Source organism: Corynebacterium sp. NML 150383 (genome assembly GCF_002285085.1).
GTDB classification, from domain to species: Bacteria; Actinomycetota; Actinomycetes; order Mycobacteriales; family Mycobacteriaceae; genus Corynebacterium; species Corynebacterium gottingense.
In genome coordinates, this window is the sequence record NZ_NSGK01000003.1 from 25,015 (window position 1) to 50,022 (window position 25,008).

General features: G+C 66.0%; 23 protein-coding genes, 1 tRNA gene and 1 other RNA gene. 12 read left to right on the plus strand and 13 right to left on the minus strand.

The window, feature by feature from the left end; translation table 11 throughout:
• Positions 1 to 35: 35 nt before the first annotated feature.
• The 4 genes from rnpB to CKJ85_RS04025 all read right to left on the minus strand — a co-directional run bounded on the left by rnpB (position 36) and on the right by CKJ85_RS04025 (position 3,530).
• Positions 36 to 438: RNase P RNA component class A (gene rnpB / locus CKJ85_RS04010), an RNA gene on the minus strand.
• Positions 439 to 459: 21 nt separating this feature from the next.
• Entirely contained in the window at positions 460 to 1,626 is a 1,167-nt protein-coding gene (locus CKJ85_RS04015; RefSeq protein ID WP_095553495.1) for a bifunctional RNase H/acid phosphatase, read from the minus strand.
• Between the two features lie 8 nt (positions 1,627 to 1,634).
• Complete coding sequence (locus tag CKJ85_RS04020; RefSeq protein ID WP_095278215.1) at positions 1,635 to 2,357, minus strand: zinc ribbon domain-containing protein; 723 nt, start codon at positions 2,355 to 2,357, stop codon at positions 1,635 to 1,637.
• An 18-nt stretch (positions 2,358 to 2,375) separates the two neighbouring features.
• A complete protein-coding gene (locus tag CKJ85_RS04025) occupies positions 2,376 to 3,530 on the minus strand; it encodes a Nif3-like dinuclear metal center hexameric protein (RefSeq protein ID WP_095553496.1) in 1,155 nt (384 codons plus the stop codon).
• 35 nt (positions 3,531 to 3,565) lie between these two features.
• Here CKJ85_RS04025 and CKJ85_RS04030 point away from each other — a divergent pair, with 35 nt between their 5' ends.
• Genes CKJ85_RS04030 through CKJ85_RS04050 form a run of 5 tightly spaced genes read left to right on the plus strand, consistent with a single transcriptional unit; the run spans position 3,566 to position 7,533 of the window.
• Positions 3,566 to 4,225 carry an HAD-IA family hydrolase gene (locus CKJ85_RS04030; protein WP_233126939.1) on the plus strand — a complete coding sequence of 220 codons (660 nt, stop codon included), beginning with the start codon at positions 3,566 to 3,568 and terminating at the stop codon, positions 4,223 to 4,225.
• Positions 4,212 to 4,712, plus strand: a complete 501-nt coding sequence (locus tag CKJ85_RS04035; RefSeq protein ID WP_304441674.1) for a low molecular weight protein-tyrosine-phosphatase — start codon at positions 4,212 to 4,214, stop codon at positions 4,710 to 4,712. Before CKJ85_RS04030 ends, CKJ85_RS04035 begins: the two co-directional genes overlap by 14 nt.
• A gap of 11 nt (positions 4,713 to 4,723) precedes the next feature.
• Positions 4,724 to 5,713 carry an SURF1 family protein gene (locus CKJ85_RS04040; protein WP_198947140.1) on the plus strand — a complete coding sequence of 330 codons (990 nt, stop codon included), beginning with the start codon at positions 4,724 to 4,726 and terminating at the stop codon, positions 5,711 to 5,713.
• A 22-nt stretch (positions 5,714 to 5,735) separates the two neighbouring features.
• On the plus strand, positions 5,736 to 6,452 hold the full coding sequence (locus CKJ85_RS04045) for a hypothetical protein (protein WP_095534942.1): 717 nt from the start codon (positions 5,736 to 5,738) through the stop codon (positions 6,450 to 6,452).
• 10 nt (positions 6,453 to 6,462) lie between these two features.
• Positions 6,463 to 7,533, plus strand: a complete 1,071-nt coding sequence (locus CKJ85_RS04050; protein ID WP_095553498.1) for an NAD(P)-dependent alcohol dehydrogenase — start codon at positions 6,463 to 6,465, stop codon at positions 7,531 to 7,533.
• On the opposite strand, the gene CKJ85_RS04055 is transcribed toward CKJ85_RS04050, so the two are convergent.
• Positions 7,514 to 9,334, minus strand: a complete 1,821-nt coding sequence (locus CKJ85_RS04055; protein WP_158221611.1) for an exonuclease domain-containing protein — start codon at positions 9,332 to 9,334, stop codon at positions 7,514 to 7,516. The two genes, CKJ85_RS04050 and CKJ85_RS04055, sit on opposite strands and share 20 nt — an antisense overlap.
• A gap of 239 nt (positions 9,335 to 9,573) precedes the next feature.
• Between CKJ85_RS04055 and CKJ85_RS04060 the strand changes: the two genes are divergently transcribed.
• A complete protein-coding gene (locus CKJ85_RS04060; protein WP_158221612.1) occupies positions 9,574 to 10,665 on the plus strand; it encodes an IS3 family transposase in 1,092 nt (363 codons plus the stop codon).
• Positions 10,666 to 10,831: 166 nt separating this feature from the next.
• Here CKJ85_RS04060 and CKJ85_RS11975 read toward each other — a convergent pair whose 3' ends face one another.
• Positions 10,832 to 11,605: a DUF3800 domain-containing protein gene (locus CKJ85_RS11975; RefSeq protein ID WP_158221613.1), complete on the minus strand. Its 774-nt coding sequence runs from the start codon at positions 11,603 to 11,605 to the stop codon at positions 10,832 to 10,834.
• A gap of 567 nt (positions 11,606 to 12,172) precedes the next feature.
• Between CKJ85_RS11975 and CKJ85_RS12205 the strand changes: the two genes are divergently transcribed.
• Together CKJ85_RS12205 and CKJ85_RS12210 are read left to right on the plus strand one after the other, a co-directional pair.
• Positions 12,173 to 12,532: a hypothetical protein gene (locus tag CKJ85_RS12205; RefSeq protein WP_233126940.1), complete on the plus strand. Its 360-nt coding sequence runs from the start codon at positions 12,173 to 12,175 to the stop codon at positions 12,530 to 12,532.
• A 99-nt stretch (positions 12,533 to 12,631) separates the two neighbouring features.
• Positions 12,632 to 13,318, plus strand: coding sequence for a site-specific integrase (locus CKJ85_RS12210; protein WP_233126941.1), 687 nt, complete (start codon positions 12,632 to 12,634; stop codon positions 13,316 to 13,318).
• A 39-nt stretch (positions 13,319 to 13,357) separates the two neighbouring features.
• On the opposite strand, the gene CKJ85_RS04080 is transcribed toward CKJ85_RS12210, so the two are convergent.
• Both CKJ85_RS04080 and CKJ85_RS04085 read right to left on the minus strand, forming a co-directional pair.
• Positions 13,358 to 13,433 (minus strand) — tRNA-Val (locus CKJ85_RS04080).
• Positions 13,434 to 13,501: 68 nt separating this feature from the next.
• The gene (locus tag CKJ85_RS04085; protein WP_095546598.1) at positions 13,502 to 13,912 is read right to left on the minus strand and encodes a DUF3052 domain-containing protein; all 411 of its coding nucleotides are present in this window, start codon (positions 13,910 to 13,912) and stop codon (positions 13,502 to 13,504) included.
• 186 nt (positions 13,913 to 14,098) lie between these two features.
• Here CKJ85_RS04085 and aceE point away from each other — a divergent pair, with 186 nt between their 5' ends.
• Positions 14,099 to 16,855 carry a pyruvate dehydrogenase (acetyl-transferring), homodimeric type gene (gene aceE, locus CKJ85_RS04090; RefSeq protein WP_095553503.1) on the plus strand — a complete coding sequence of 919 codons (2,757 nt, stop codon included), beginning with the start codon at positions 14,099 to 14,101 and terminating at the stop codon, positions 16,853 to 16,855.
• Between the two features lie 107 nt (positions 16,856 to 16,962).
• Here aceE and CKJ85_RS04095 read toward each other — a convergent pair whose 3' ends face one another.
• Positions 16,963 to 17,880 (minus strand): Rib/alpha-like domain-containing protein, encoded by a 918-nt coding sequence (locus tag CKJ85_RS04095; RefSeq protein WP_095553504.1) that lies wholly within the window; start codon positions 17,878 to 17,880, stop codon positions 16,963 to 16,965.
• A gap of 2 nt (positions 17,881 to 17,882) precedes the next feature.
• Positions 17,883 to 18,875 (minus strand): alpha/beta fold hydrolase, encoded by a 993-nt coding sequence (locus tag CKJ85_RS04100; protein ID WP_095553505.1) that lies wholly within the window; start codon positions 18,873 to 18,875, stop codon positions 17,883 to 17,885.
• Positions 18,876 to 18,897: 22 nt separating this feature from the next.
• On the opposite strand from CKJ85_RS04100, the gene CKJ85_RS04105 reads away from it, so the two are divergent.
• Together CKJ85_RS04105 and CKJ85_RS04110 are read left to right on the plus strand one after the other, a co-directional pair.
• The gene (locus CKJ85_RS04105) at positions 18,898 to 19,209 is read left to right on the plus strand and encodes an acyl carrier protein (protein ID WP_095553506.1); all 312 of its coding nucleotides are present in this window, start codon (positions 18,898 to 18,900) and stop codon (positions 19,207 to 19,209) included.
• 20 nt (positions 19,210 to 19,229) lie between these two features.
• Positions 19,230 to 19,988 (plus strand): HAD-IIA family hydrolase, encoded by a 759-nt coding sequence (locus tag CKJ85_RS04110; protein WP_095547319.1) that lies wholly within the window; start codon positions 19,230 to 19,232, stop codon positions 19,986 to 19,988.
• Here the strand turns inward: CKJ85_RS04110 and CKJ85_RS04115 are convergent.
• Positions 19,985 to 21,370, minus strand: coding sequence for an NAD-dependent succinate-semialdehyde dehydrogenase (locus CKJ85_RS04115; RefSeq protein ID WP_095553507.1), 1,386 nt, complete (start codon positions 21,368 to 21,370; stop codon positions 19,985 to 19,987). The two genes, CKJ85_RS04110 and CKJ85_RS04115, sit on opposite strands and share 4 nt — an antisense overlap.
• On the minus strand, positions 21,363 to 21,719 hold the full coding sequence (locus CKJ85_RS04120; protein WP_095553508.1) for a hypothetical protein: 357 nt from the start codon (positions 21,717 to 21,719) through the stop codon (positions 21,363 to 21,365). The genes CKJ85_RS04115 and CKJ85_RS04120 overlap by 8 nt, the downstream gene beginning before the upstream one ends.
• 363 nt (positions 21,720 to 22,082) lie before the next feature.
• Here CKJ85_RS04120 and CKJ85_RS04125 point away from each other — a divergent pair, with 363 nt between their 5' ends.
• Entirely contained in the window at positions 22,083 to 23,927 is a 1,845-nt protein-coding gene (locus CKJ85_RS04125; protein ID WP_095553509.1) for an NAD(P)/FAD-dependent oxidoreductase, read from the plus strand.
• Between the two features lie 29 nt (positions 23,928 to 23,956).
• Here CKJ85_RS04125 and CKJ85_RS04130 read toward each other — a convergent pair whose 3' ends face one another.
• A complete protein-coding gene (locus CKJ85_RS04130; protein WP_095553510.1) occupies positions 23,957 to 24,874 on the minus strand; it encodes a DMT family transporter in 918 nt (305 codons plus the stop codon).
• Positions 24,875 to 25,008: the final 134 nt, after the last annotated feature.

Sequence of the window (25,008 nt, forward strand, 5' to 3'; positions counted from 1 at the left end):
CGCCATCGTGCCAGAGTCTGCGGGAGCGCGCAGTGCGAATGAGCCGGCCTATGAGCCGGATTCTGTGCCCCGGACGGGGCGGTGACCATCCATCTGGGCCACCCATCGCTGGGCGCCTCAAGCAGCTACCTTCGGACATGGGCGGGCAGCCTCATCGCGTCCGACGACCCCTGCGCACGCGCAGCGGTTCTTGCCTTGCTCCCGGTGGGGTTTACCTGGCCGCCGATGTCACCACCAGCGCCGGTGCGCTCTTACCGCACCCTTTCACCCTTACCCCGCGACTAGCGCGAGGCGGTCTACTTTCTGTTGCACTTTCCCGCGGATCACTCCGGGTTGCCGTTAGCAACCACCGTGCCCTGTGGAGTCCGGACTTTCCTCGGCCACCCGCCAGCCCGCATGCGCGGCGGTTCGGGCGGCCGCGGTCACCCGGCCGACTCATTCGCAAGCCGTCATTGTACCTTACCTGTGGTGCGCGACATCGTTGACGCAGCGTACGACCCCAAAATCGTCGTAGAAATCCACCACGGACACGCTGGCCAGGTCCAGATAGGTGTGCTTGAACACCTCAGCCCCGGCGCCGAGCCCCTGCCGGATCACACTCTTGATCGGCATCATGTGGCTGACCACCAGGATGGTCTGCCCGGCGCGCTCCTCCTGTAGCTTCAGCCGCGCGCGGGTCACCCGACGGTGCAGCGCGGCGAGCGATTCGCCCCGCGGCGGGGCTTTGCTTACCGACGCCTCCCATTCCCCAAACTCCTGCGGAAACTTCCCCCGGGCCTCGTCCCTCGTCAGCCCCTCGAAGTCGCCGAAGTTGATCTCTCGGAATCCGTCGTTGGTTGCAAACGCGTCGAACCCGAGCGCGTCGGCCGCAGCTTCCGCGGTCTGCTGGGCGCGCGCCTGCGGCGAGGCGACGATCGCGTCGATAGGCCCAAACTGCGACTCCTGCGCCAGCGCGGTGAGCGCCCCGGCGGCCCGGCGCGCCTGCGCCCGGCCCAGCTCGGTCAGCTCCGGGTTGGAGGTGCCGGAGAGGCGGTGCTCCGCGGAGTGCGCGGTCTGCCCGTGGCGCAGCAGGATGAAGCGCGTGCGGGTTGCGCCGCCGTTGCCGTAGACCAGCGCGCCGGGGTGGCCGGCTGCTGCCCGGTCGTTCGGAGCTTTGGCGGTAGCGCGGGCGGGCGGCCCGCTGTGCAGGCTTGCTTCCTCCACGATGCGGGGCGTGCCGTCCTTCGTCGCGGCGTCCATCGCCTTGTTGGACAGCTCGTCGGCCTTCTTGTTCTTCGCGCGCGGCACCCAGGTGTAGGTGACGCGGTCGAAGCCGCCGGCGAGCTTGCGGGCCTTGACGGCGAGCTTCTGCATGTCAGGGTGCTTGATCTTCCAGCGGCCGTTCATCTGCTCGACAACCAGCTTGGAGTCCATGGACACCGCCACCTCGGTGGCTCCCAGCTCGGCGGCGGCCTCGAGGCCGCGCAGCAGGCCGTGGTACTCGGCGACGTTGTTGGAGGACTTGGAGCCCACCACGTAGACGATCTCGGCGAGGGTCTCTCCGCCCTCGCCGTAGACAACGGCGCCGGAGCCGGCCACGCCGGGGTTGCCGCGCGAGCCGCCGTCAGTAAAGACGCTGACCTTCATCGGCTCCCCTACTCCTCGATGGTCAGTCCGGTGCGGGCCGCAGCCTCGTCCGGGGTGAGGCGCACGCGCACGAGCAAGGCGCCGCAGTTCGGGCAGGTGGGAACCTCGTCGGCGGGCGTGCCCATCACCGCGGCGCGCTCGGAGGCGGGCAGCTGGATGAAGCAGGCGTTGCAGGTGCGGCCGTTGAACGCGGCGGCACCCATCTCGTCGTAAACCTCGAGGACGTCGTCGGGGAGCTTGTGGCGCAGCGCGGCGGTGTCCACCTGCTCGCGGTCCGGCAGCGCCTCGACGGCGCGGCGGGCGGCCTCCACCTTGCGGTCCGCCTCGTCCAGGCGCGCGCCGTGGTTGTCGCGGTTGTTGCGCAGCGCGGCGATCTCGTTGTGCGCCTCCTTGAGCTCGGAGAGCAGGTCCGCGATGCGCGACTTCGCCGCGTAGCGGTCGTGCTCCAGGTCCTTGCGGCGCTCCGGGTTGGTCTCGGCGCCGAGCTGGCGCTTGTCATCAATCTCGCGCTTCTTCAGCTTGCGCTCGTCCTCCTGGATGCGCAGGATCTCCAGCTCCATGTCGTCCACGGCCATCTGCGCGGCGGCCGACGCCGCTTGCAGGTCCTTGCGCTCCTTGAGCAGCCTCTCCAGCTCCTGCTCCTCCGGCCGCGCCGAGTCCGGGTGCGCGGCCACGCGGTCCGCCTTGGCCAACTCGAGCAGGATCGGCTGCTCCTCTGCGGAAAGCTTCACGGGTACTCCTCCCTTGTCTTACTTCTCTGCCCCGGGGCGCCCGGGGTGTGCAGACACCGTCCACGGGTCGGTGCGGATGTCCAGCACCTGTGTCTGCACGCCTAGCGGCTCAACGATACTCGCCGCCTGCTCCGTCCACGGAAACTCGCTCGCCCAGTGCGCCGTATCAATCACGGCGGGCCCGCCCGCGCGCAGGTGTTCGTCCACCGGGTGGTGCCGCAGGTCCGAGGTCACGTATACGTCAACGCCAAGCTTTGCGACGTCACCGAGGAACCCATCCCCCGCCCCCGAGGACACCGCGACGCGGCGCACCAGCCGGTCCGGGTCCCCCGCAGCGCGCACGCCCCACACCGTTTCCGGCAGCGCGTCGGCCACCTGCTGCGTAAACTCGCGCAGCGTCATCGGCTCGGGCAGCTCGCCCACGCGGCCGAGCCCGTAGGCGCCCTCCAGCTCGCGTGTGCCCGCGGGCCGCGACATCTGGACCACGTCGAAGGCGGGCTCCTCGTAGGGGTGGGAGGCGCGGAGGGCGTCGGTAAGCGAGGCGCGCAGGCGCGTGGGGGCGACGAACTCGACGCGGACCTCGGGCGCGGTGAAGTGTGCACCCACCTCGCCGTCGGTGGGGTCGGCGCCCTCGACGGGGGTGAACTCGCCGGTACCGTCGTGGCTGAACGCGCACTCGCGGTAGTTGCCAATCGCGCCGGCGCCGGCGTCGAACAGCGCGCGCTTGACGCTGTCAGCATCGGCGGGCGGCACGTGGACGCCCCAGCGGTCGGTGCCGTCGAGGAAGATCGGCTTGATCGGGCGGCCCGGGGTGATGCCCACCAGCTCGGCGAGCTTGTCGGACACGCCCGGCCGGGCGGAATCCGCATTCGTGTGCGCGGCGAACAGGGCGCAACCGCCCGCGATCAGGGTGTGGACCACCTTGCCCTTCGGGGTGTTCGCCGCCACCGAGCTCACCCCGCGCAGCAGCAGCGGGTGGTGGACCACGAGGAGTTGCGCGCCCGCGTCCACCGCGGCCTGCGCAACCTCCAGCGTGCAGTCGAGGGCGAAGGCCACCTTGGTCACCTCCGCGTCCGGGTCCCCGCAGACCAGGCCCACCTTGTCCCAGCTCTCGGCCAGCTGCGGCGGGTAGGCGGTCTCCAGGGCGCGGACAACATCAGCTACAACAGTCATGGCACCAAGCCTACAAATTTGCCATGCTGGGGTCCGTGATTGATAGAGCAAACAACGGCGGGCAGGACACCATCCTGCTTGACGTGGACGGCACCATCATCGATTCCTATCCCGGCATCCGCGAAGGATTCCTCCGCGGGCTCGACGCAGTGGGCGCGACGCGCCCCGCCGAGGACTTCATCCGCCGCATCCCCGGTCCGCCGATGCGCGACTCCATGGCGGCAGCGGGCCTGGGACCCGACCAGGTCGAGCGTGCCATGCAGGCGTACTCCGACTACATGAGCAGCGAGGGCTGGCAGCGCTTCACCGTCTTCGACGGCATGGCGGAGCTCATCGCCCGGTGGGAGGACGAGGGGTGGAAGGTGTGCACGGCGACGTCGAAAAGCGAGCACTTCGCGCGGCTGGCGCTGGAGCGCGCGGGCGTGCTTGAGCACATCGACTTCCTCGGCGCGGCGAACTGGGACGCCGGGCGCAGCACAAAGATCGAGGTCATCCAGTACGTTCTGGACAACGCGGACCCGTACCACCCGGTGATGGTGGGCGACCGGATTCACGACTTCGCCGGCGCGGCCGAGTTCGGCCTGCCGTCCATAGCCGTGACCTGGGGCTACGGCGCCGAAGAAGAATGGGAACAGGCCACCTACGTGGCGCACACTTCGACTGAACTGGAGGACATTGTCCGTGAGTACTGCTAACCCCTTGCACATCGACTTCGTCTGCACCGGCAACATCTGCCGCTCGCCGATGGCCGAGGTCATCGTGCGCGACGCGCTCACCGCAGCGGGACTGGGTGGCGATGTCCGCGTCACTTCCTCTGGCATCGGCGGCTGGCACGTCGGCGGCCCGGCGGACGAGCGCGCGCAAGCCGAGCTCGCCGCACACGGCTACAACGGCTCGCAGCACAGAGCCGCGCAGTTCGGCGGCGACCGCTTCGACGCCGACCTCATCGTTGCCCTGGATACCAACCACGTCTCCGAGCTCGTCGCGCGCGGCGTACCGGAGCAGCGCGTGCGCCTGATCCGCTCCTTCGACCCCGCCGCGCCCGAGGGCGCCGGGGTCGCCGACCCCTACTACGGCGGCCCGGCCGGCTTTACCACCATGCGAGAGCAGATCGAGGCCGCCGCCGACGGCATCGTCGCCTGGGTCCGCGACCGGGTTCAGTCCCAGCCCCGCACCGACTAAACTAGGCCAGCGTGAAGGGCGAACAGGAACGAGAACAGAAACGAGACAGCACGCGCGGAACCGCTGAGAAGCGGTGGTGGAAAACCTTTCTCACCCCGGGCTGGATCATCGCCGCGATCCTGATCGCCCTGTTCTCCTACTACGCGTTCACCTTCCTCGCCCCCTGGCAGCTGGGGAAGAACGAGGCGCTCGAGCAGCGCAACGAGCACATCAGCGAAGCGTTCGACCACGACCCGGTCCCGCTTTCGGACCTGCTCGGAGCGGACGGCACCATCAGCCAGGACAGCGAGTGGGCCCGCGTCACCGCCACCGGCCACTACCTAGACCGCACCGTGCTGCTGCGCCTGCGCCCCGTGGACCGCAACCCCGCCTTCCAGGTCCTCACCCCCTTCGCGCTGGACAACGGCCCCACCATCCTGATCAATCGCGGGTGGGTCCCCGCCGAGAACTCCACCCAGGTGCCCGACATCGCGCCCGCCCCCACCGGCGACGTCACGCTGGAAGCCATGCTCCTGGCGGGCGAGCCCACGCACTCCAAGGCGCCGATGCAGGACCAGGGCTACGACATGGTCTACTCCATCGCCCCCGCCCAGGTCGGCGAGCTCACCGGCACCGAGCTGGTCGCCCCCTACCTGCAGCTGCTCTCCGGCCAGCCCGGCGAGCTCACCGCCATCCCGCTGCCCGTGCTCGAGACCGGCAACCACCTCTCCTACGGCCTGCAGTGGATCGCGTTCGGCATCATGGCGCCGGCGGGCCTCATTTACTTCATCGTCGCCGAGACCCGCGAGCGCCGTCGCTTCCGCGAGGAGCAGGAGCAAATGCTTTTCGACGCCCCCGCCTCCGGCCCCGGGCCCGACCCCGAGTCTGCGGATGGGGAGGGTCAGGGTGGCGTCGAAAAGCATGCCCCAATGCCCCCGGCCCCCGCGCGGTCGCGGGCGCGCTACGGCGACGGTCGGCGCAACCCGTGGCAGCGCGCCTACGATAGGCAGGAGGAACGCTGACCCCGGCGCAGGAAGGATCCCGATGCCACCGCAACTGACCGTCACCGACCACGACATTCTCGCCGCCCACCTGGACCTTTTCCGCCGCGCCGGGCTGACGCTCGCACCCGGCATCGAGATCGCCGACGTTGAGGACGGCGTCTGCGACGACCTCGAGGGCTTCCGCGTTGCCCCCGCGACAACGGTGCTTTCGCTTATCGACGCCGACGCACACCCCTTCTTCACCTCCGTCACCTTCTCCGACGGACTCGACGGTCCCCGCATCCCCACCACGCACGCGCAGCTGCCGGCCTACGTGCACGCGATCTGCGACCCCGCCGGCACGGACCTACGCGACGTCGCCGTCGTGCCCGACCCGGGCTCCGCTACTGCCGGCACGCTGCGCCTCCAGTTCGGCGAGTGGGACGTGGTCGACGTCTCCTACGACCTGGCGAACGGTGGCTGGGAGCCGGACCGCGTGAACGGGTCGCGCGGGCTGGTCCCCGACCTCATCGCCGCCGCACTGCCGACGGGCGGGGAGGCCGCCCTCTTTGCCACCGCCGACGGCGACACCGCGATCATCTACCTCACGCCGGAGACCGGCACGGATGCGGGCGTTGCGCACGGCCGCCCCGCGCCGCACACCTCCCCGGATGCAAAGAAGCCGGTCACCGCCGCGGCCGCGCGGGCGGCGGAGCGCAACACGGCGATTGACAACCTGCTCACGGTCCTGGCTGCGGAGTCCGAAGCAGACGCGTAGGGTTGGTGACATGACAATCACCAGCAAAGTCCTGCAGAAAGTCAGCCCCGACGCACCGTTCAAGGTCGTCGAGATCGAGCGCCGCGACCCGCGCGAAGACGACGTGGTCATTGACATCAAGGCCGCGGGTATCTGCCACTCCGACATCCACACGATCCGCAACGAGTGGGGCGAGGCCCACTTCCCGCTCACCGTGGGCCACGAGATCGCGGGCGTGGTCGAAGCGGTGGGCAGCAAGGTGACCAAGTTCAAGGTCGGCGACCGCGTGGGCGTCGGCTGCCTGGTCAACTCCTGCGGCGAGTGCGAGCAGTGCAAGAACGGCCAGGAGCAGAACTGCCTGAACGGCAACGTGGGCACGTACAACTCCGAGGACGTCGACGGCACGATCACCCAGGGCGGCTACGCCGAGAAAGTCGTGGTCAACGAGGGGTTTGTGTGCACGATCCCCGACGGGCTGGATTTCGACGTCGCCGCGCCCCTCCTCTGCGCCGGCATCACCACCTACGGGCCGCTCGCCCGCTGGAACGTGAAGGAAGGCGACAAGGTGGCCATCGTCGGGCTCGGCGGGCTCGGCCACATGGGCGTGCAAATCGCCGCCGCGAAGGGCGCCGAGGTCACCGTGATCTCGCGCTCGCTGCGCAAGGAGAAGGAGGCGTACGAGCTCGGCGCCCACCACGTGCTGGCCACCGGCGAGGACGAGGACTTCTTTGCCAACCACCGCGGCGCGTTCGACGTGATCCTGTCCACCATCTCCGCGCACTACTCGCTTGATGACTACCTGCAGCTTCTCAAGCCGCGCGGCATCATGTCCGTCGTCGGCCTGCCGCCGGAGCAGCTGGGCGTACACATGGGCAGCCTGGTCGGCGGCGGTAAGGTCCTGACCGGCAACAACATCGGTGGCATCGCCGAGACCCAGGAGATGCTCGACTTCTGCGCAGAACACGGCATCGGCGCGGTGATTGAGAAGATCGGCGTGGACGACGTCGACGCCGCCTACGAGCGCGTCGTGGCGGGCGACGTGAAGTTCCGCTTCGTCATCGACACCGCGACGTTCGCGGGAGCTACTTCCGCAGCAGTTTAATCACGGCGACGATTCCGGACAGGATCGTGCTGAGCGCCGCCCCCATGAACACGAGCGCGACCGTGATCGCGACCGGGTGCTCGCCCGGCATTCCCAGCCCGGCACCGAGCACGATGATCAGCACGGCGGTCACGGCCATCGTGATCGCCGACCACTTGCACACCCGCACGGCGCCGTTCCGCTTCTTCGCCAGCGGCGCCTCGTCCGGCACGGTCACCGTGCTCGACGGGGTGCTCGCCGGGGTGCTTGACGACGCCAACGGGTCCTCAAACAACTCATCCGCAGCCGAGTACGCATACGGACTCCCCGGCACCGGCGTGGCCACCGGGCGCGGGAGCGGCTCCGGCGCTGGCTCTACCAGCGCTTCAGGCGCTGCCGGCTCGGGCGCGCCGTCGGCGGCGAGCTCCACGACGAGCTCCACGAGCTTGCTGCAGCGCTTCTCCCCCACGCCGCGCAGCTGAAGCAGGTGGGCGGCGCTGGCCTTGAGCATCAGCGGGTGCTGCTCGCGCCAGGCATCGAGGTACTTGTCAATCCCGGTGCCCGTCGCCTCGGGCCGGTGCTCCGGGCGGAGGTGGTCGGACATCTCGTACAGCGGGCGTTCGGGGTTGCGTGCGATCCACAGCGCCGCGATCTGCGCCGGCGACGCGCCCGTCCGTTGCGCGTCCTCGGGGGTGAGCCAGGAGAAGGGGGCGGTGGCGGTGGCGTCGATAATCGCCCCCGCACTGCCTGAGCCCATTGCGGCGATGAGCTGGGCAAACCGGGTCTCTTTGACGATTGGCACGCCGTACTCACGGGCCTTGCGCGCCTTGCCGCTCATGGAGTCGGGGTTGGCGGCGACGAGCACCGCGCACTTCTTGGTCACCCCGCCCACGTCCAGGCCCGCGGCCGTGGCGCGCTCGGTCCACGTGTCGCGCGGGATGTCCAGCGCGCCGGTGAACGCGACCCGGTCGCCGGGCTTGAGCACGACGCCGTCGTCGTCAGATTGCGGGTCTTCGAGCAGGCCTGCTGTGTTCACGCCCAGGGCTTCGGCGACCGCGAGCAGCTCCGCGCGCTCATCGTCGGTGATCACCCCATCGGACCAGGCCTCGACGACGAGCTGCCGGGTGAACTCCTCGTTGATCGCCTCGACGTCCTCCGCCGCCAACCCGGTCGCGGCGGCCTCGAGCAGGCGCGCCTCGGCGCGGGTGATCTCCTTATCCTTGAGCGCGTGCGCCAGCCTGCGCCGATACGTCTCCTCGCCCCACTCGCCGCTCGACGGCAGCGCGCGCGAAAGCTGCGCAATCCGCGTGCCCGCCTGCCGCGCCTGCTGGCTGTAGAAGTACCGCAGGAGCTCCGCCGTGGCCTCGGCGTCCGCCAACGCGGAGTGCGCCCGCTTGTTCGTGATGTTCGCCAGCGCGAGAGCTTCGCTCAGCTTACCGACGCCCATATACTCCCTGGCCAGCCGCATCGTATCCACCCACGCCTCCGGCACCCAGTTGGCCATCCCCACCCTGGCCAGCTCGGTCTGCAGGAACCGCTTCTCAAACGACGCGTTGTGGGCGACCGGCGTGCGCCCCTGCATTAGGCCGCGCAATTCGTCCGCGACCTGGTCAAACGTCGGCGCGTCAACCACATCGGTCGCGGAAATGCCGTGAATGTGCGTGTTGGGGATGTCACGCATGGGCTGCACCAGCGTCCGCCACGTCCGCTCCGCCGACAGGTCCGGCCCCAATTGGACGACACCGATCTCCACGATCCGGTCGAACTTGCCAAACCCCGTGGTCTCGAGGTCGATGACCGCATACCCGCTGTCCTGGCCCACCGCTGACATCCTCCTCCGCGTCGCGCGACTGTTCCCTCCAGGCTAGTGGGCGGCCCGTGCGCGGAGTGCGCGTGGTCCGGGTGGGCACCTGCGCGCGCCTGGTGCGCCTCGGTTGCGCCCTGATGTGCTCCGGTTGCGCCCCCGCTTGGCCAGATACCGATACCAGCATGACGAAAAGCAACGAAATGGGATCGCGGACAAAAGGTTGGAGTGTCCCCGGGGGCGGAGAGGTTTCTTCGATGTCTGCTCGGTTTCCCCGTGAGATTCGGGAGCAAGCAGTTGATAAGTTCTTTGAAGGCATGCCGTACAAGCGCATCTGCGATTGGCTGGAAGAAAGCTATGGCCAACGCCCTTCTGCGTCTACGGTCGGGTTATGGGTCAGACAAAGGCGTTACGGTCGCCCTCTTAGCCCGCAGTCGGGTATGCATGCCCCGGAAACAGTCGCTGATGCGGTCGCACGTCGTGTGACCTCAACACAGTCGTTTGCAATTATCGGCGACCAAGTTGGCGTCGCCAGTGTGTCAGTGCGGAAATGGACTTCGCGGTACTGGCCCGATGCGCAAGAGGTTGCCGCTGCCGCGTCGCTGCCGTTCGACGAGGTCTATGCGATCACAATGGAGCGTGTGAGCAAAGACCGCAGAAGCAAACGCACCAAGCACCAACGACGCATCGCTGATAAGCACAACGCCTCGCCTCGCCCGGCACCGGTAGATTCCTGGTTGCCAGGCCCAGGTCCTGTCCCTGATATGGATGCGCTGCCTGATGACCCTGCAGAGTTAAAGAAACTCCTCGCCCAGGAACGCGAACGCCAAGCGGTCAAAGACGCGATCATTGAAGTGCTCATGGGCGGCAGCGAACACACCCAGGGCAGTGGTGATGCATCGGGAAAAGCCCTCGTCCGTGATGGTGCATTGTCCACAGCTGCGAAAGCTGCTGTGGACTGCGCCCTTACGGACACCCACCACATCAGTATCGCCAAAGCATGCGCGCTTGCCGGGATCGCGCAGTCAACGTTTTATCACCACCAGGGCAAACACCAACGCAGTGTGGCAAAACGCAAGGCACGCCGCGACAAGTACAAGGTACTCATCCGCCAAGCCGTCGATGAGTGCGGGCAAAGCTACGGCTACCGGCGCATCCACGCGTGGCTTGTTCGCAGCGGGCATCGCATATCGGAAAAAATCGTGCGTGAGCTGATGGACGCACTCGGCTGCCACCCACCAGCAAAAGCATCCACGAAGTACTCCTCATACACCGGTGAAACCGCACACCGCCCGACAAACCTGCTGCTCATTGGCGATAACGAGCGCCCTGCCAATGAGACCCTCTAACCCACAGAATGTACCGCAAAGCAAACGCCCCACCTTTAGGTGAGGCGTCGCGATAAGTACGGTAACAGATGCGGTTACGATATCCGCTGTTCACGGGTTGTGAGTCTGAGACTCGGCCCGAGCGACGCGCGCTGTTAGTCTGCGACTATGGCTTGAGCGTCTATCTCTAGACTACTTCATGACGCGCTCTCGTCAACTCCGTCAAAGACTTTTTGTGACTGGTTTGGAGTTTCAGCAAATGAGTTCGGCAATCAGCAAAGTGTGTTTCACCTAGTGCTGCAGCGATATCCTTAGCTAACCGGGCCTTTGGTGTTCTATCTTCTAGGAACCTCTCAAGTCCATGGTCTTCTATTTTCTTCCTTGTGTGAAATACGGCGCTGGCCAGAAGATCCGCAACCTGTAAAGCTGGGCAAGTCCTCGAATCTAAGCTGACTGCGGTGATTACACGCTTGTTACCAAATCGACAATTTAAGGAAGCTGCGAGTTCATCACCGTATGAGATTCCCGCCGGGACATCAATATGATCCAGCAATGCAACGCTGACTTCGCGACGAGTAATAAGTCCACGCAGCAGTCTGTCGGTTGCAAATAGATGCCCTTGCCACTGGTCTCTATCCGACCACGGGTCAAAATGACGCTTATCAAGCACGAAAGCTCCAAAAGTGCATCCCGAAGATACGGCCTCAGAAAAGATTTCAGAGAGAATAGGTTGGGAATTCCGATTCACTTTTGAAAATTTGATCTCGTCCGCATTAGTAAATCGATTTTTGTCTCGACATGCCTTGATAGTTCGACTAAGTTTGTCGGGATCGGTGGTTCTAACTGCCGCGGTTACGAAATGCTTGCCGAGGCTCCCTTTGCTCCCCGCCTCATCTACGAAATATGCCGCCCCTTCAGCGGAAAGAGGAAGGTGAATTGTGGGAGCCGTAGATCTATTCATGGATCGATAGTATCAACATCGACCACCACACGAATATTGATGATTGACCTGTCAGCTTGCCTTAAGGAACGCGATATAAGGCGGTTTGGTGCTCGCGTTGACAGCGAGTGTGGCCGGTCAACACTGACTGTCGTGCTTATCCGTTACCCTTCGCAATACCTCGCTGAGTAGATACTCGTTCCGACTCCCTCAGTGTGTGGCGGTAATCTTCCCTCGTTCTGCCCACTTCCGAAGCAGCTCCAGTGTCACATTCACCCCCTGTTGCGCGAGTAGTGCGCAGATGACTGTGGAGTTGTGCCGCGCTTCTGCCCGCGGGGGTGATGTATTGACTCGCTTGTCGATGTGGTGGGTGAGGTAGGCGGTCTGCTCGATGATGAGCTCCAGGAGGTCGTCATCACCACCACGACTCGCCGCCGAACTCGGCGTCACTACACACCTCATCAGCGTATGGCGCACCATGGCACTCCACGCCACCACATAAAAACAAGCCACCCCAGCACTCGCCAACAACCAAATCAGGAGTGCCAGGGTCCACCTATCCAACCCACAAGGAAGGACACACCCATTATGGCAAGCATTACACCATACACCACGAAATCCGGCAAACGCTGGCGTGTCCAGTACCGCGACCCTGCTGGCAAGGTCCGCTCAAAACGCGGGTTTGCGCGCAAGAGCGACGCCCAAGCATGGGCCGACAAACACGCAGTCGCCGTCGCAGACGGTGATTGGATCGCCCCGGAACTCGGCACCACCACCATCGCGGACCTCGCGAAAACATGGGAAAAGTCGTGGGCGCATCTCAAACCAGCGACCAAGAGTATCAACGAATCGACGTGGCGTATCCACGTGGTGCCCGCGTGGGGCGACCGGCAGATAAAGACGATCCGGCAGTCGGAAGTGCAGGTGTGGCTCGGCACGATCAAGTAGCACACGTCCGGCAAAGACCCGGAACCGACGGATTCGCCGGCGTCGCCGACGACGGTGCGCAACTGCCACATGGTGCTCGCCCAAATCCTCGACCTAGCCGTGCAAGATCGGATGATCGCGTCGAACCCCGCCCGCGGAGTGAAGCTGCCGACGAAGAACCCCGGGGTGAAGGTGTACCTCACGCCCGAGCAGCTGCAAGAGTTGGTCGACGAGTGCGGGGACATGGGCGACCTCATCGCCCTGCTGGGCACGTCAGGCCTGCGTTACGGAGAGGCGACCGCGCTACGAGTGGGTGATATTGATTTCCTGCGGCGTCGTGTGCGGGTGGAGCGAAATGTGCGCCACACCAGCGACGGGCCGGTGTACGGCACACCAAAGACTGGTGAGCGGCGCACTGTGGCTATCACCGCCTGGGTGGCTGGCATGTTGGAGAAGCGCACCCGTGGAAAGGCCAAGGAGGACTTGGTGTGGTCGGCGGGTGATGGTGGGCCGCTGCGACCGTTGGGGCACACCTCATTCTTTGCGCATGCGGTGAAGCGCTGCCAGGGCGCTGACTCGTCGTTCCCGTCGAAGTTGACCCCGCACGGGCTCCGGCACGTGGCTGCCGGACTCATGGTTGGTTCCGGGGCGAGTGTGAAAGTGGTGCAGCGGCAGCTGGGGCACGCGTCGGCGGCAATGACCCTGGACAGGTACAGCGATCTCTTTGATGGGGATTTGGATGTCGTGGCGGAGCGGTTGGATGCAGTGTTTTCTTCCGCGTGTCGTGGGAATGTCGTGGCGGAGTGAAAAAGCCCCTTCCCGGTTTCTCGGAAAGGGGCTTTGACCTGGTGCGCCATGAGGGGCTCGAACCCCCGACCTACTGGGTGTAAACCAGTTGCTCTTCCAGCTGAGCTAACGGCGCGCTAGCGGTAAAGGCTAGCAGAACTTGCCTCCGACCGCCTAACGCGCAGGTCAAGGCGCGCCGCGACGCTACTTCTTGGTGCCCGCGGGGGTGAGGCAGGAGCCCTGCCACTCGCCGAAGCGGTCGGCCTTGGTCTGCATCAGTCCGGCGAGCTGGGCGGACTCGGAGATCTCGCCCGGGTGGACGCCGCCGGGCTTGGAGGCGCCCGGGGTCATGAGCCAGACGCGGCCGGAGTCGCCGAGGTTGCGGATGGCATCCATGAGCGCGTCGACGAGGTCGCCGTCGTCGGAGCGGAACCAGAGCAGGACAACGTCGCAGAGCTCGTCGGTGGACTCGTCCAGAAGCTGTTCGCCGACCGCGTCCTCGATGGCCTCCGAGATGGAGGAATCGGCGTCTTCGTCCCAGCCGATCTCCTGCACGATGTCGTCGGCGTGAATGCCCAAGCGGTCTGCGTACGTGTTGACACCTGCGGCGCCCAAAGTCTTGTTTCCTCCATGTTTGGTAATGAACGACAGTGCAATAGAGCTTACATCTGTTGTAATGGGAGTGAGGGGTGAAAGGGGAAATGGGGGCGTCGATAGGCAACTGCCCCCGCGCAGGGGCAAAAACAAAAAACCAAGTAATGTGGGAAGAAACATTGCCCAACCATTTAGGGAGGATTTCTCGTGGCTGAGAAAGACAAGGCCAAAGCGTCAAACATCGAGCTGATTCGCGACGGTGTGGCGTCTTACCTACACGACAGCGACCCGGAAGAGACCCAAGAGTGGATGGACTCGCTCGACGGCCTGCTCGAGGAATCTGACCCCGAGCGCGCGCGTTACCTCATGCTGCGCCTGCTCGAGCGGGCGAACGCCAAGCGCGTCCACCTGCCCGCACTGTCCTCGACCGACTTTGTCAACACCATCCCCACCACCATGGAGCCCGAGTTCCCGGGCGACGAGCAGATTGAGAAGCGCTACCGCCGTTGGATGCGCTGGAACGCCGCCATCATGGTCCACCGCGCGCAGCGCCCGGGCGTGAAGGTCGGCGGCCACATCTCCACCTACGCCTCTGCGGCCGCACTCTACGAGGTCGGCTTCAACCACTTCTTCCACGGCAAGGACGCGGAGCAGCGCGGCGACCAGGTCTTCTTCCAGGGCCACGCCTCCCCGGGCATGTACTCCCGCGCGTTCCTCGAGGGCCGCCTGAGCGAGGACGACCTGGACGGCTTCCGCCAGGAGCACTCCCGCCCGCAGGGCGGCATGCCGTCCTACCCGCACCCGCACGGCATGCCCGAGTTCTGGGAGTACCCGACCGTGTCCATGGGCCTTGGCCCGATGAACGCGATCTACCAGGCACGCTTTAACAAGTACCTGCAGGACCGCGGCATCAAGGACACCGACGAGCAGCACGTCTGGGCATTCCTCGGCGACGGCGAGATGGACGAGCCGGAGTCCCGCGGCCTGCTCCAGATGGCGTCGCTGTACGAGCTGGACAACCTCACCTTCGTGATCAACTGCAACCTGCAGCGCCTCGACGGCCCGGTGCGCGGCAACGGCCAGATCATTCAGGAGCTGGAGACCTTCTTCATCGGTGCTGGCTGGAACGTCATCAAGGTCGTGTGGGGCCGCGAGTGGGACGAGCTGCTGGAGAAGGACGAGGACGGCGCGCTGGTCAACATCATGAACACCACGAAGGATGGTGACTACCAGACCTTCAAGGCCAACGATGGCGCCTACGTCCGCGAGCACTTCTTCGGCCGCGACGAGCGCACGAAGAAGCTCGTCGAGGACATGACCGACGAGGAAATCTGGGCGCTGCGCCGCGGCGGCCACGACTACCGCAAGGTCTACGCCGCCTACAAGCGCGCACTGGAGACCAAGGGCAAGCCGACCGTCATCCTCGCGCACACCATCAAGGGCTACGGGCTCGGCCACAACTTCGAGGGCCGCAACGCGACCCACCAGATGAAGAACCTCACGCTCGAGGACCTCAAGCAGTTCCGCGACAAGCAGGAAATCCCGATCTCCGACGAAGAGCTGGAGAAGGATCCCTACATGCCGCCCTATTACCACCCGGGCGAGGACGCAGAAGAGATCAAGTACCTCAAGGAGCGTCGCAAGGAGCTCGGTGGCTTCCTGCCGGAGCGCCGCGAGCAGTACACGCCGCTTGAGCAGGCCGACTTTGAAAAGACCTACAAGGCCATGTTCAAGGACTCGGGCAAGCAGAAGGTCGCGACCACCATGGCGCTTGTACGTACCTTCAAGGCCATGATGCGCGACAAGGAGCTGGGCAAGCGCGTCGTCCCGATCATCCCGGACGAGGCCCGCACCTTCGGCCTGGACTCCTGGTTCCCGGTGCAGAAGATCTACAACCCGAAGGGCCAGAACTACGTGCCGGTCGACCACGACCTGCAGCTGTCCTACCGCGAGTCGCCGCAGGGCCAGATCCTGCACGAGGGCATCAACGAGGACGGCTCCTCCGCATCCTTCATCGCCGCCGGTACGTCCTACGCCACCCACGGCGAGCCGATGATCCCGATGTACATCTTCTACTCCATGTTCGGCTTCCAGCGCACCGGCGATAACTTCTGGGCTGCTGGTGACCAGATGGCCCGCGGCTTCATCATCGGCGCCACCGCAGGCCGCACCACCCTGACCGGTGAGGGCCTGCAGCACATGGACGGCCACTCCCCCGTCCTGGCCTCCACCAACCCGGCCGTGGTCACCTACGACCCGGCGTTCGCCTACGAGATGCCGTACCTGGTGTCCAAGGGCATCGAGCTCATGTACGGTAAGGGCTCCGGCGAGGACGAGAACGTGATGTACTACATCACCGTCTACAACGAGCCGACCCACCAGCCGGCCCGCCCGGAGAACCTGGACGTCGAGGGCCTGCACAAGGGCATCTACCTGTACGACGAGGGCGAGAAGAAGGAGCACAACGTCTCCCTGCTCGCCTCCGGCGTGGGCATGCAGCAGGCGCTGCGTGCACAGGAAATCCTGCAGGAGCAGTACAACGTCGGCGCCGCGATCTACTCCGTCACCTCGTGGGTCGAGCTGGCCCGCGACGGCGCGCGCGTTGCCAAGGAGCAGCTGCTCCACCCGGGTGAGGACGCCGGCGAGGCGTTCGCCACCACGCAGCTGAAGCAGACCGAGGGCCCGTACATCGCCACCTCGGACTTCACCACCAGCCTGCAGGAGCAGATCCGCGCCTACGTTCCGGGCCAGTACATCGTGCTCGGCGCGGACGGCTTCGGCTTCGCGGACACCCGCGAGGGTGCCCGTCGCTACTTCAACATCGACGCGGAGTCTATGGCCGTCGCCGCCCTCCTCGGCCTGGCCAACGAAGGCAAGATTGACAAGTCCGTCGCCGCCCAGGCAGCGAAGGACCTGCACATCGACGACCCGACCGAGCCGAACCCGAATGGCGGCACCGAGTAAGGAGCTTTCGCTTCTCGACGCCCCGTCGCCCCCGCCGCGCCACGCGCGGCGGGGGCGTCCCGCGTTTCAGGAAACAGCGCGCATCAGGCGCGCCCGAGGCTCACACTCTAGGCCGAGCGCGTGGGGACGGTGATGCCGTCGCCAAAAATACCCGCCAGCTGCGGGAGTAGGAACGCGACGGCGCCACCGATGGCGGCAATCAGCCCGATGACCAGGGCCGCCACCTGCGCGTTAGAGGAACCCGCCTGCGCGGTTCCGGTCTTCCCCGGCTCCGCGGGCTTCCCGGTGCCAGCAGTGCCTGCAGTACCCGTACCCGTGCTCACGCCCTTGCCAGTGTTGCTCACCACGAACGTCGTGCTGTCAGTGGTCCCGTCTGCGTAGGTAGTGGTGACGGCGAACTCGGAGCCCCACGCCGTGTCCTTGGGGATCGTCGTGGTGACGGTCCCGTGCTCGTCCACGTGCACGTTCCACTTCTCGGAGGACTCGACGTGCCACCTGTTCACGTCGCTGCCAAGCGGCGTCTCGTACAGGTTGAACGGCGAGATGGTCAGCTTCTGGCCGGGGTCGCCCTCAACGGAGTCATACAGCGGCTCGTAGAGGTATTCGCTGGTGGGCGTGAGCTTCGGGGTCACCTGCACGATCTCAGTCGAGCCGTCCGGGTAGTTGATGCGGATGTCCACCTTGTCCGAGGTGTTCGGCCCAGCGTGCACCAGGGTGGGGCGCGAATGGGTGAGGTTGACCTGCAGCTGGTCCTTCTCACGCTTGGTCATCAGCGGCTTGGTCAGGTTGTCCTGCGCGATCAGCTTCCAGGTCGCCCCGTCGGGCATGCCCTCGAGGTCGAAGAAGGCTGAGGTGCTGATCCACTGCCCCGGGACGGTGCGCACCACCTGCGGCTCCGCGGAAACGTAGGGCTGGTAGGCGTCCTTCATTGCCTCGGCGGCCTGTGCTGCGGGCGCGACGACGGCGCTCGCACCCACGGCGAGGGCAACGGCGCAGGTGACCGAGGTGGGGGCGATTCGCAGCACGGCTAGGCTCCTTGGATCAGGCGGACGATGGCGGTGGTGACGGCACCGGGTGCGTCGAGCGGAGGCATGTGCCCGGAGTCCGGCAACACCTGCATGTACGCGCGCGGCCAGATTTCGTGCAACTTCTCCGACTGGGTGACGGGGGTGACGTCATCACGGTCTCCCACCAGGATATACCCAGGGATCTCAGAAAGGACTATACCTGCTTGCAGCTCGGAGTGAGAAAGCAGGTCCTGGAAGTAGCCGGCGTAGGTCTCCAGGGGTGTTTCGCGGATCATGGCGGCGTGGAAGTCCACGATGTCGTACGGCATCGGCCGGAAGTAGAACGCCAGCGCCAGGATGGGCGAGATGGTGTCCGTCACGATCTCGCGCACGCCCTCGGCAAACCCGGGTGTGTAGCGCACTGCCTTCTCCAGCACCCCGCCGATAGGCCCCGCGAGCACCTGCGGCAGACCCTGCATGGTGAACGGCTCGACGGCGCTGGACACCTGCACACTGCCGGTCCAGGTGAACTCGTCCGCGTAGCGGCGCATCATGGACAGCGACACCGGACCTCCGAGCGAGTGCCCCACCACGATCACGGGGCCGGTGGCGCCGCGCTCGCGGAGGACGGCGACGCAAGCGTCGGCGGCGTGGTCGATGGTCAGGGCTTCGGGTGCCGCGGTCGCGTTCTGCCCGTGGCCGGGCAGGTCCACGAGGAGCTGGCGCACCTCGGGGCACCGCTCGCGCACGTCCCGGACCTGCATGTAAAAGGTCTCCGCGGAGATGTTGAAGCCGTGGACGTAGATGACGGTGGGCGCCGCGGGGTCGGCCGGACCGACTTCGTACCAGTGGACGCTGGGGTGGTGGGCGGTGGCGTCGATAAGCGTGGTGCCCGTGCGCTCGTAGCTGAGGCCGAAGGCGCCGTCGGCGTCGTGCAGCTTGGCGCGCGTGTCCAGCAGGTTGCGGCGCGCGGCAGGAGTGAGGGTGCGAAGGTACGCGAGCGGATGCAGCATGTTTACACCTTATTATGAGGGTATGGAACTCTCACAACGCCTCAATCTCGGGGACTTGGGCAAGCTTGTCGACGCCCCCTCGACCGACACCTCCACCGAATCCGAAGGCAACGACGCGTTCTCCCGGCTCGCCGCGCTGATCGAGCGCATCACCGGCGAGGAGGACAGCGTGCACCGCGAGACAATGCTTGCGGACGCGGACGTGTCCTCGCTGGACCGGGTCGAGCTGGCCATCCGGATCGAGGACGAGTTCGGCGCGCGCGTGACCGAGCAGATCTACGATGAATACGAGACTGTTGGCCAACTCGCAGAGTACTTGGAGGAACACGAGTGAGCATCGCGTACTTAACCGACATGGACGGTGTCCTGCACCGCGAGGGCGACATGATTCCGGGCGCAGACCAATTCATCGCGCGGCTGCGCGAGGAGGACATCCCGTTCATGGTGCTCACGAACAACTCGATGCAGACCCCGCGGGATCTGTCCGCGAAGCTGACGCGGATGGGCCTGCATATTGAGCCGGAGCGGATCTGGACCTCTGCCACGGCGACGGCGAAGTTCCTCTCCCAGCAGGCCGGCGAGGCCTCTGCCTACGTGATCGGCGAGGCCGGGCTGACCACCGCGCTGCACGAGATGGGCTGGATCCTCACCGAGGCGGATCCGGACTTCGTGGTGCTGGGCGAGACCCGCACCTATTCCTTCGAAGCGCTGACCACGGCCTGCAACCTGATCCGCGGCGGCGCCCGCTTCATCGCCACCAACCCGGACCTCACCGGCCCTGGGCCCAGCGGCGTTATCCCGGCGACGGGCGCGGTCGCCGCCATGATCACCGCGGTGACCGGCCGCGAGCCCTACTACGTGGGCAAACCGAACCCGGTAATGATGCGCTCGGCGCTGAACAACATTGGCGCCCACTCCGAGCACACCGTGATGATCGGTGACCGCATGGACACCGACGTGAAATCCGGCATGGAGGCCGGCATGCGCACCGTGCTCGTGCGCACGGGCATTAGCGACGACGCCGAGATCGCCCGCTACCCGTACCGCCCCACCCAGATCGTGGACTCGGTCGCGGATCTGGTTGGGCGGATCCGCGAGCCGTTCGGGGACTAGTCAGCGACGTAGAAGCGCTGCTTGTTCACAAACTCGTCCATGCCGAGGGTGCCCAGCTCGCGGCCGAAACCGGAGTTCTTCACGCCGCCGAACGGCAGCTCCGGGCCGCGCGCCTGCGGGATGTTCACGTGGATCATGCCGGTGACCACGCGGTTGGCCACCTTCTTCGCGCGCTCCTCGTCCTGCGAGAAGACGGCGCCGCCAAGGCCGTAGTTGGAGTTGTTGGCCACCTCGACGGCCTCGTCCTCGCTGGCCACCTTGTAGATCTCGGCGACGGGGCCGAAGAACTCGGCGTAGTAGGACTCGGAGCCGACAGGGACGTCGGTAAGCACGGCGGGGGTGAAGTAGGCACCGTCGCCGGTCAGCTCGCCGCCGACGTGCAGCGTCGCGCCTTCCTCGACAGCCTTCTTGACCTGCTCGTCCAGGATCTCCGCGGCGCCGCGGGAGGACAGCGGGTAGAAGTGCCCCTCCTCGGGGTTCATCGGGTCGCCCTGGGTGAACGCCTTCGCGCGTCGCACCATGGCGTCGACGAAGTCGTCGTAGATGTCCTCCATGACGATGATGCGCTTGTTCGAGGTGCAGGCCTGGCCGGTGTTGGCGATGCGCTTGCCCCACGCGGTGTCGGCGGCGGCCTCAACGTCGTCGGTGTCCAGGATGATGTAGGCGTCGGTGCCGCCGAGCTCCAGCAGCGCCTTCTTCAGGTTCTGACCCGCGGTGGCGGCGACGGCGCGTCCAGCACGCTCGGAGCCGGTGAGCGAGACGCCCTGCACGCGCATGTCTTCAAGCAGGCTCGCGACCTGGTCGTGGGTGGCGCGGATGTTGGTGTACAGGTGGGCCGGGGCGCTGGTGGCCTGGATCGCTTCGTCGAGAATTGCCTGGATGGCCTCGGCGGAGCGCGGGCAGATCTCGGCGTGCTTGAGCAGCACGGTGTTGCCCGCCATGAGGGTCGGGGCAGCGAAGCGCGCGACCTGGTAGTATGGGAAGTTCCACGGCATGACGCCAACGATCACACCGGTGGGGACCTTGCGGATCACAGCCTCGCCGCCGGTGTGCTCGATCGGCTCGTCGGCGCTGAGCTCGGCGCCGTGGTCGGCGTAGTAGTTGAAGATGTTGACCACGTCGTTGAGCTCGTTTTCGCCCTGGTCGAGCGGCTTGCCCATTTCCTCGGCGATAATGCGGGTGAGTTCGGGGCGCTTGGCGTCGAAAAGCTCGGCGACCTTGTGCAGCAGGGCCGCGCGGTCCTCAAAGCTGACCTCGCGCCACTTGGCGAACGCGGCGTCGGCGCGGTCAAGCGCGGTGGCGAGGTCCTCGTCGGAGATGAAGTCGAAGGTCTCGACGACCTGGTTGTTTACGGGATTTTGTACGCGATACTGACTAGACATGCGCTCCATCGTACGACCGTGGCGTGACGCTCGCTACAAACCCATGCGATTTTGCGTATGCGTCCAACTTCTCGGCGAACGTGACCAGCGCCTCCGCAGGCGCCCGCAAGGTTTCGCGACACTCGTACGTGCCGTCGGCCGCGCGGCGCCACCGGGTAAACCAGATCGCGTCGTCCTCGCTCGTGGTCGGGGCCTCGGGCAGCTCGCAGAGCAGCTTCTCGACGCCACGCCTCCGCCGCCCCTCCATCCCGGCCACCGTGAGCGTGGCCGTAGCGGTGCTGTGCTGGCGGGTGTGGGTGGCTTCGCGCGCAGTCAACGAGGTGTACGGCGCGACCAATGTCGTAGTCATGGTGTGGGGGACCTTCCGTGGATTGCTTCGCGGTTTCGGTGAACAACACCCCACACCCGGTGACTAGGCGGGTTCCGGCGCGGTGACTAGGCGCGCCGACGGGGTGCAAGACGAGAGGTTCGTCTTCCCCAACGGCCTCTGGCTTAACGCGACCAATCTTGCGCCACACACGTTCACTCCGGCAACCCTAAACCCCAGGTTGATCCCCCTATTTACTCAAGCTGAGGTAGAGGGTGAGCGCCCCGAACACGGGCGAAGCCGCACCGCGTTCCACCACATCCACCCCTTTATATGGGATATGTCTCCCCCGTGGGTCTAGTGTGTGTAACAACACCCTAACCCATCACTTCGGAAAGATATCCCATGACTGAGACCCTGCAGGCCAACGCGGAACACGTGAGCGAAAACGACCAGTTGCGCGACGCTGCACAGCAATGGCTCGCCGACCTGGAAGCGGCGACGGCGACAGCCGACCCAGACGCGGCGGGCCAGGCCGCCGCCGACCTCTTCGAACCCGAAGGGTTCTGGCGCGACCTCATCGGCATGACCTGGAACCTCTACACCGCTGAGGGACGGGAAGAGATCGCGCGCATGGTCGCCGCGACGCACCCGGACAGCACGATCACCAACACGGAACTCACGGACGTCGCGGACGAGGGCGACGGCGTCACGCGCGTGCACTTCACCTGCGATACGGGCCATTTCCACTGCCGCGGCATCGCCAGGCTTCGTGGCGGCAAGGCGTGGACCCTGCTCATCTCCGGCCGCGAGCTGAAAGACTTCCCGGAGAAGAAGGGCCGCAACCGCGAGCTGGGCGCGCAGCACGGCCCGACGCAGGATCCGGAGAACTGGGCGGATCGCAGGGAGAAGCGCCGCGCCGCCCTCGGCGTTTCGGAGCAGCCGTACGTGCTCATCATCGGCGGTGGCCAAGGCGGCATCGCCCTGGGAGCGCGGCTGAAGCGTCAGGGGGTGCCCGCGCTGATCGTCGATAAGGCGGACCGCCCCGGCGACCAGTGGCGCGGCCGCTACCACTCCCTGTGCCTGCACGACCCGGTGTGGTACGACCACATGCCCTACCTGCCGTTCCCCGACGATTGGCCGGTGTTCACCCCGAAGGACAAGATGGGCGACTGGCTCGAGCACTACGTGGGCATCATGGACCTGGACTACTGGACCAACGCCGAGGTCAAGCACGCGGAGTTCGACGAGGCCCAGCAGCGCTGGGACGTGCGCCTGACCCGCGACGGCAACGAGATGACGCTACACCCGACCCAGCTCGTCTTCGCCACCGGCATGTCTGGTGTGCCAAACCGCCCGCAGCTGAAGGGCCAGGAAAACTTCGCCGGCGAGATCCGCCACTCTTCTGAGCATCCCGGCGGTGATGTGGACGCTGGCAAGGACGTGGTGATCCTCGGCGCAAACAACTCCGCCCACGACATCGCCGCTGACCTGGTGCACAACGGCGCGCGCCCGGTGATGATCCAGCGCTCGTCCACCCACATCTCGCAGTCGAGTTCGCTGATGAAGTACGTCTTCGGCCCGCTGTACTCGGAGGATGCGGTGGAGGCCGGCATCGACACCGACACCGCGGACCTGCTGTTCGCCTCCTGGCCGTACAAGGTGCTCCCCGACGCACAGCGTCCCGCCTTCGACCAGATCCGCAAGGACGACGCCGAGTTCTACGACTCGCTCGCAGACCGCGGCTTCATGGTGGACTTCGGCGACGACGACTCCGGCCTCTTCCTCAAGTACCTGCGCCGCGGCTCCGGCTACTACATCAACGTTGGCGCCTCCGAGCTCGTCGCGGACGGCTCGATCCCCGTCCACTCCCCCACCACGATCGCCGAGGTCAAGGAGCATTCAGTCGTGCTTGACAATGGCACCGAACTCCCCGCCGACGTCATCGTGCTCGCCACCGGCTACGGCTCTATGAACGGCTGGGTCGAGCGCCTCATTGACAAGGAGACCGCCGACCGCGTCGGCCGCGTCTGGGGCCTTGGCTCCGACACCACCAAGGACCCGGGCCCGTGGGAGCGCGAGCTGCGCAACATGTGGAAGCCCACCCAGGTAGACCAGCTGTGGTTCCACGGCGGCAACCTCCACCAGTCCCGCCACTACTCGCGCTACCTCGCCCTCCAGCTCAAGGCCCGCTACGAGGGCATGGCCACCCCCGTCTACGAGCTCGCGGAGGTCCACCACACCTCCTAGCAGTTTGCCTATCGACGCCACCGCGCCCCCTACAGCAGCCGCACCGCCAACACGCCGGCGATGATGACTGCGAGGCCGAGGGCACGGGTGGCGTCGATAGGCGTCTTGCGCGCGCCGAACGCCCCCACCGACTCCATCACCTGGCCGCCGACGATCGTGCCCGCGTTGAACGCGATGACCGTGGTGGCGGTGCCCAGGATCGGCACGAGCGTGGCGCCGCCGATGACGAAGATCGCGCCCACCACGCCGCCGAGCCACATCCACCACGGCCCTGGCTGCACCTTCCGGGTCAGCTGCTTCGGACTGGTGGCCAGCACCGCGATCAGCAGCAGCACCGCGCCGACCGCCAAGTTGATCTCGGCCGCGTGCAGCGACGAGCCCGCGATCGTGCCGAGGTACCCGTTGACAGCGGCCTGGACCGACGAGCACATCCCCACGCCCACGCCGATGAGCCGGTAGAGCCACACCTCGGGCCCGTGAGCATCGCCCGCAACATTCTTCCTGCCCACGCCCAGCGTGACCACGATGCCCACCAGCACCACCAGGGCACCGACGATGCGCATGAAGCTCACGTGCTCCTGCGGCGAGTGGAACAGGCCGAAGTGGTCGATGCTTAACCCCATGATGATCTGCCCAAGGATGGGCAGCACCACCGTCTGCACCGCGCCGAGCTTGGGAAACAGCAAAATATTGCCCAGCACGAAGCAGGACCCCATGAGTCCGCCGAGCCAGATCCACCACGGCGTCTCCGTGCCCGGCGCGAACTGCGGCAATGGGTTTCCTACCAGCACGGTAGTGGCCAGGATGGACAGCAGCAGCGCGATGCTAAACGACGTCAGCGCCGGGACCACCGGCTTATTGTTCACGCTCTGGCGCATGCGGGAGTTGGCGGCGGTTTGGATGGGGATGATCGCGCCGATCGCCAGCGCAATGGGGAGGTGCAACATAGGCACTCATGCTATCTGGTCGGGTGCCGCGAGGGGACGGCGCGCAATACTTCCCCGTCCCGCGAATGGCCTAGACCGTCCCAACTGGGGAAACGCTTGAGGGGGTCGCGGGGCCGCGGAAATTTTACGCATTC

Coding starts and splice junctions, on each gene's coding strand:
- CKJ85_RS04100 (WP_095553505.1), bottom strand. CDS start 18,875: ATGCTGCATCCGCTCGCGTACCTTCGCACCCTCACTCCTGCCGCGCGC.
- CKJ85_RS04015 (WP_095553495.1), bottom strand. CDS start 1,626: ATGAAGGTCAGCGTCTTTACTGACGGCGGCTCGCGCGGCAACCCCGGC.
- CKJ85_RS04025 (WP_095553496.1), bottom strand. CDS start 3,530: ATGACTGTTGTAGCTGATGTTGTCCGCGCCCTGGAGACCGCCTACCCG.
- CKJ85_RS04125 (WP_095553509.1), top strand. CDS start 22,083: ATGACTGAGACCCTGCAGGCCAACGCGGAACACGTGAGCGAAAACGAC.
- CKJ85_RS04130 (WP_095553510.1), bottom strand. CDS start 24,874: ATGTTGCACCTCCCCATTGCGCTGGCGATCGGCGCGATCATCCCCATC.
- CKJ85_RS04120 (WP_095553508.1), bottom strand. CDS start 21,719: ATGACTACGACATTGGTCGCGCCGTACACCTCGTTGACTGCGCGCGAA.
- CKJ85_RS04050 (WP_095553498.1), top strand. CDS start 6,463: ATGACAATCACCAGCAAAGTCCTGCAGAAAGTCAGCCCCGACGCACCG.
- CKJ85_RS12205 (WP_233126940.1), top strand. CDS start 12,173: ATGGCAAGCATTACACCATACACCACGAAATCCGGCAAACGCTGGCGT.
- CKJ85_RS04105 (WP_095553506.1), top strand. CDS start 18,898: ATGGAACTCTCACAACGCCTCAATCTCGGGGACTTGGGCAAGCTTGTC.
- CKJ85_RS04115 (WP_095553507.1), bottom strand. CDS start 21,370: ATGTCTAGTCAGTATCGCGTACAAAATCCCGTAAACAACCAGGTCGTC.
- CKJ85_RS04045 (WP_095534942.1), top strand. CDS start 5,736: ATGCCACCGCAACTGACCGTCACCGACCACGACATTCTCGCCGCCCAC.
- CKJ85_RS04060 (WP_158221612.1), top strand. CDS start 9,574: ATGTCTGCTCGGTTTCCCCGTGAGATTCGGGAGCAAGCAGTTGATAAG.
- CKJ85_RS04110 (WP_095547319.1), top strand. CDS start 19,230: ATGGACGGTGTCCTGCACCGCGAGGGCGACATGATTCCGGGCGCAGAC.
- CKJ85_RS11975 (WP_158221613.1), bottom strand. CDS start 11,605: ATGAATAGATCTACGGCTCCCACAATTCACCTTCCTCTTTCCGCTGAA.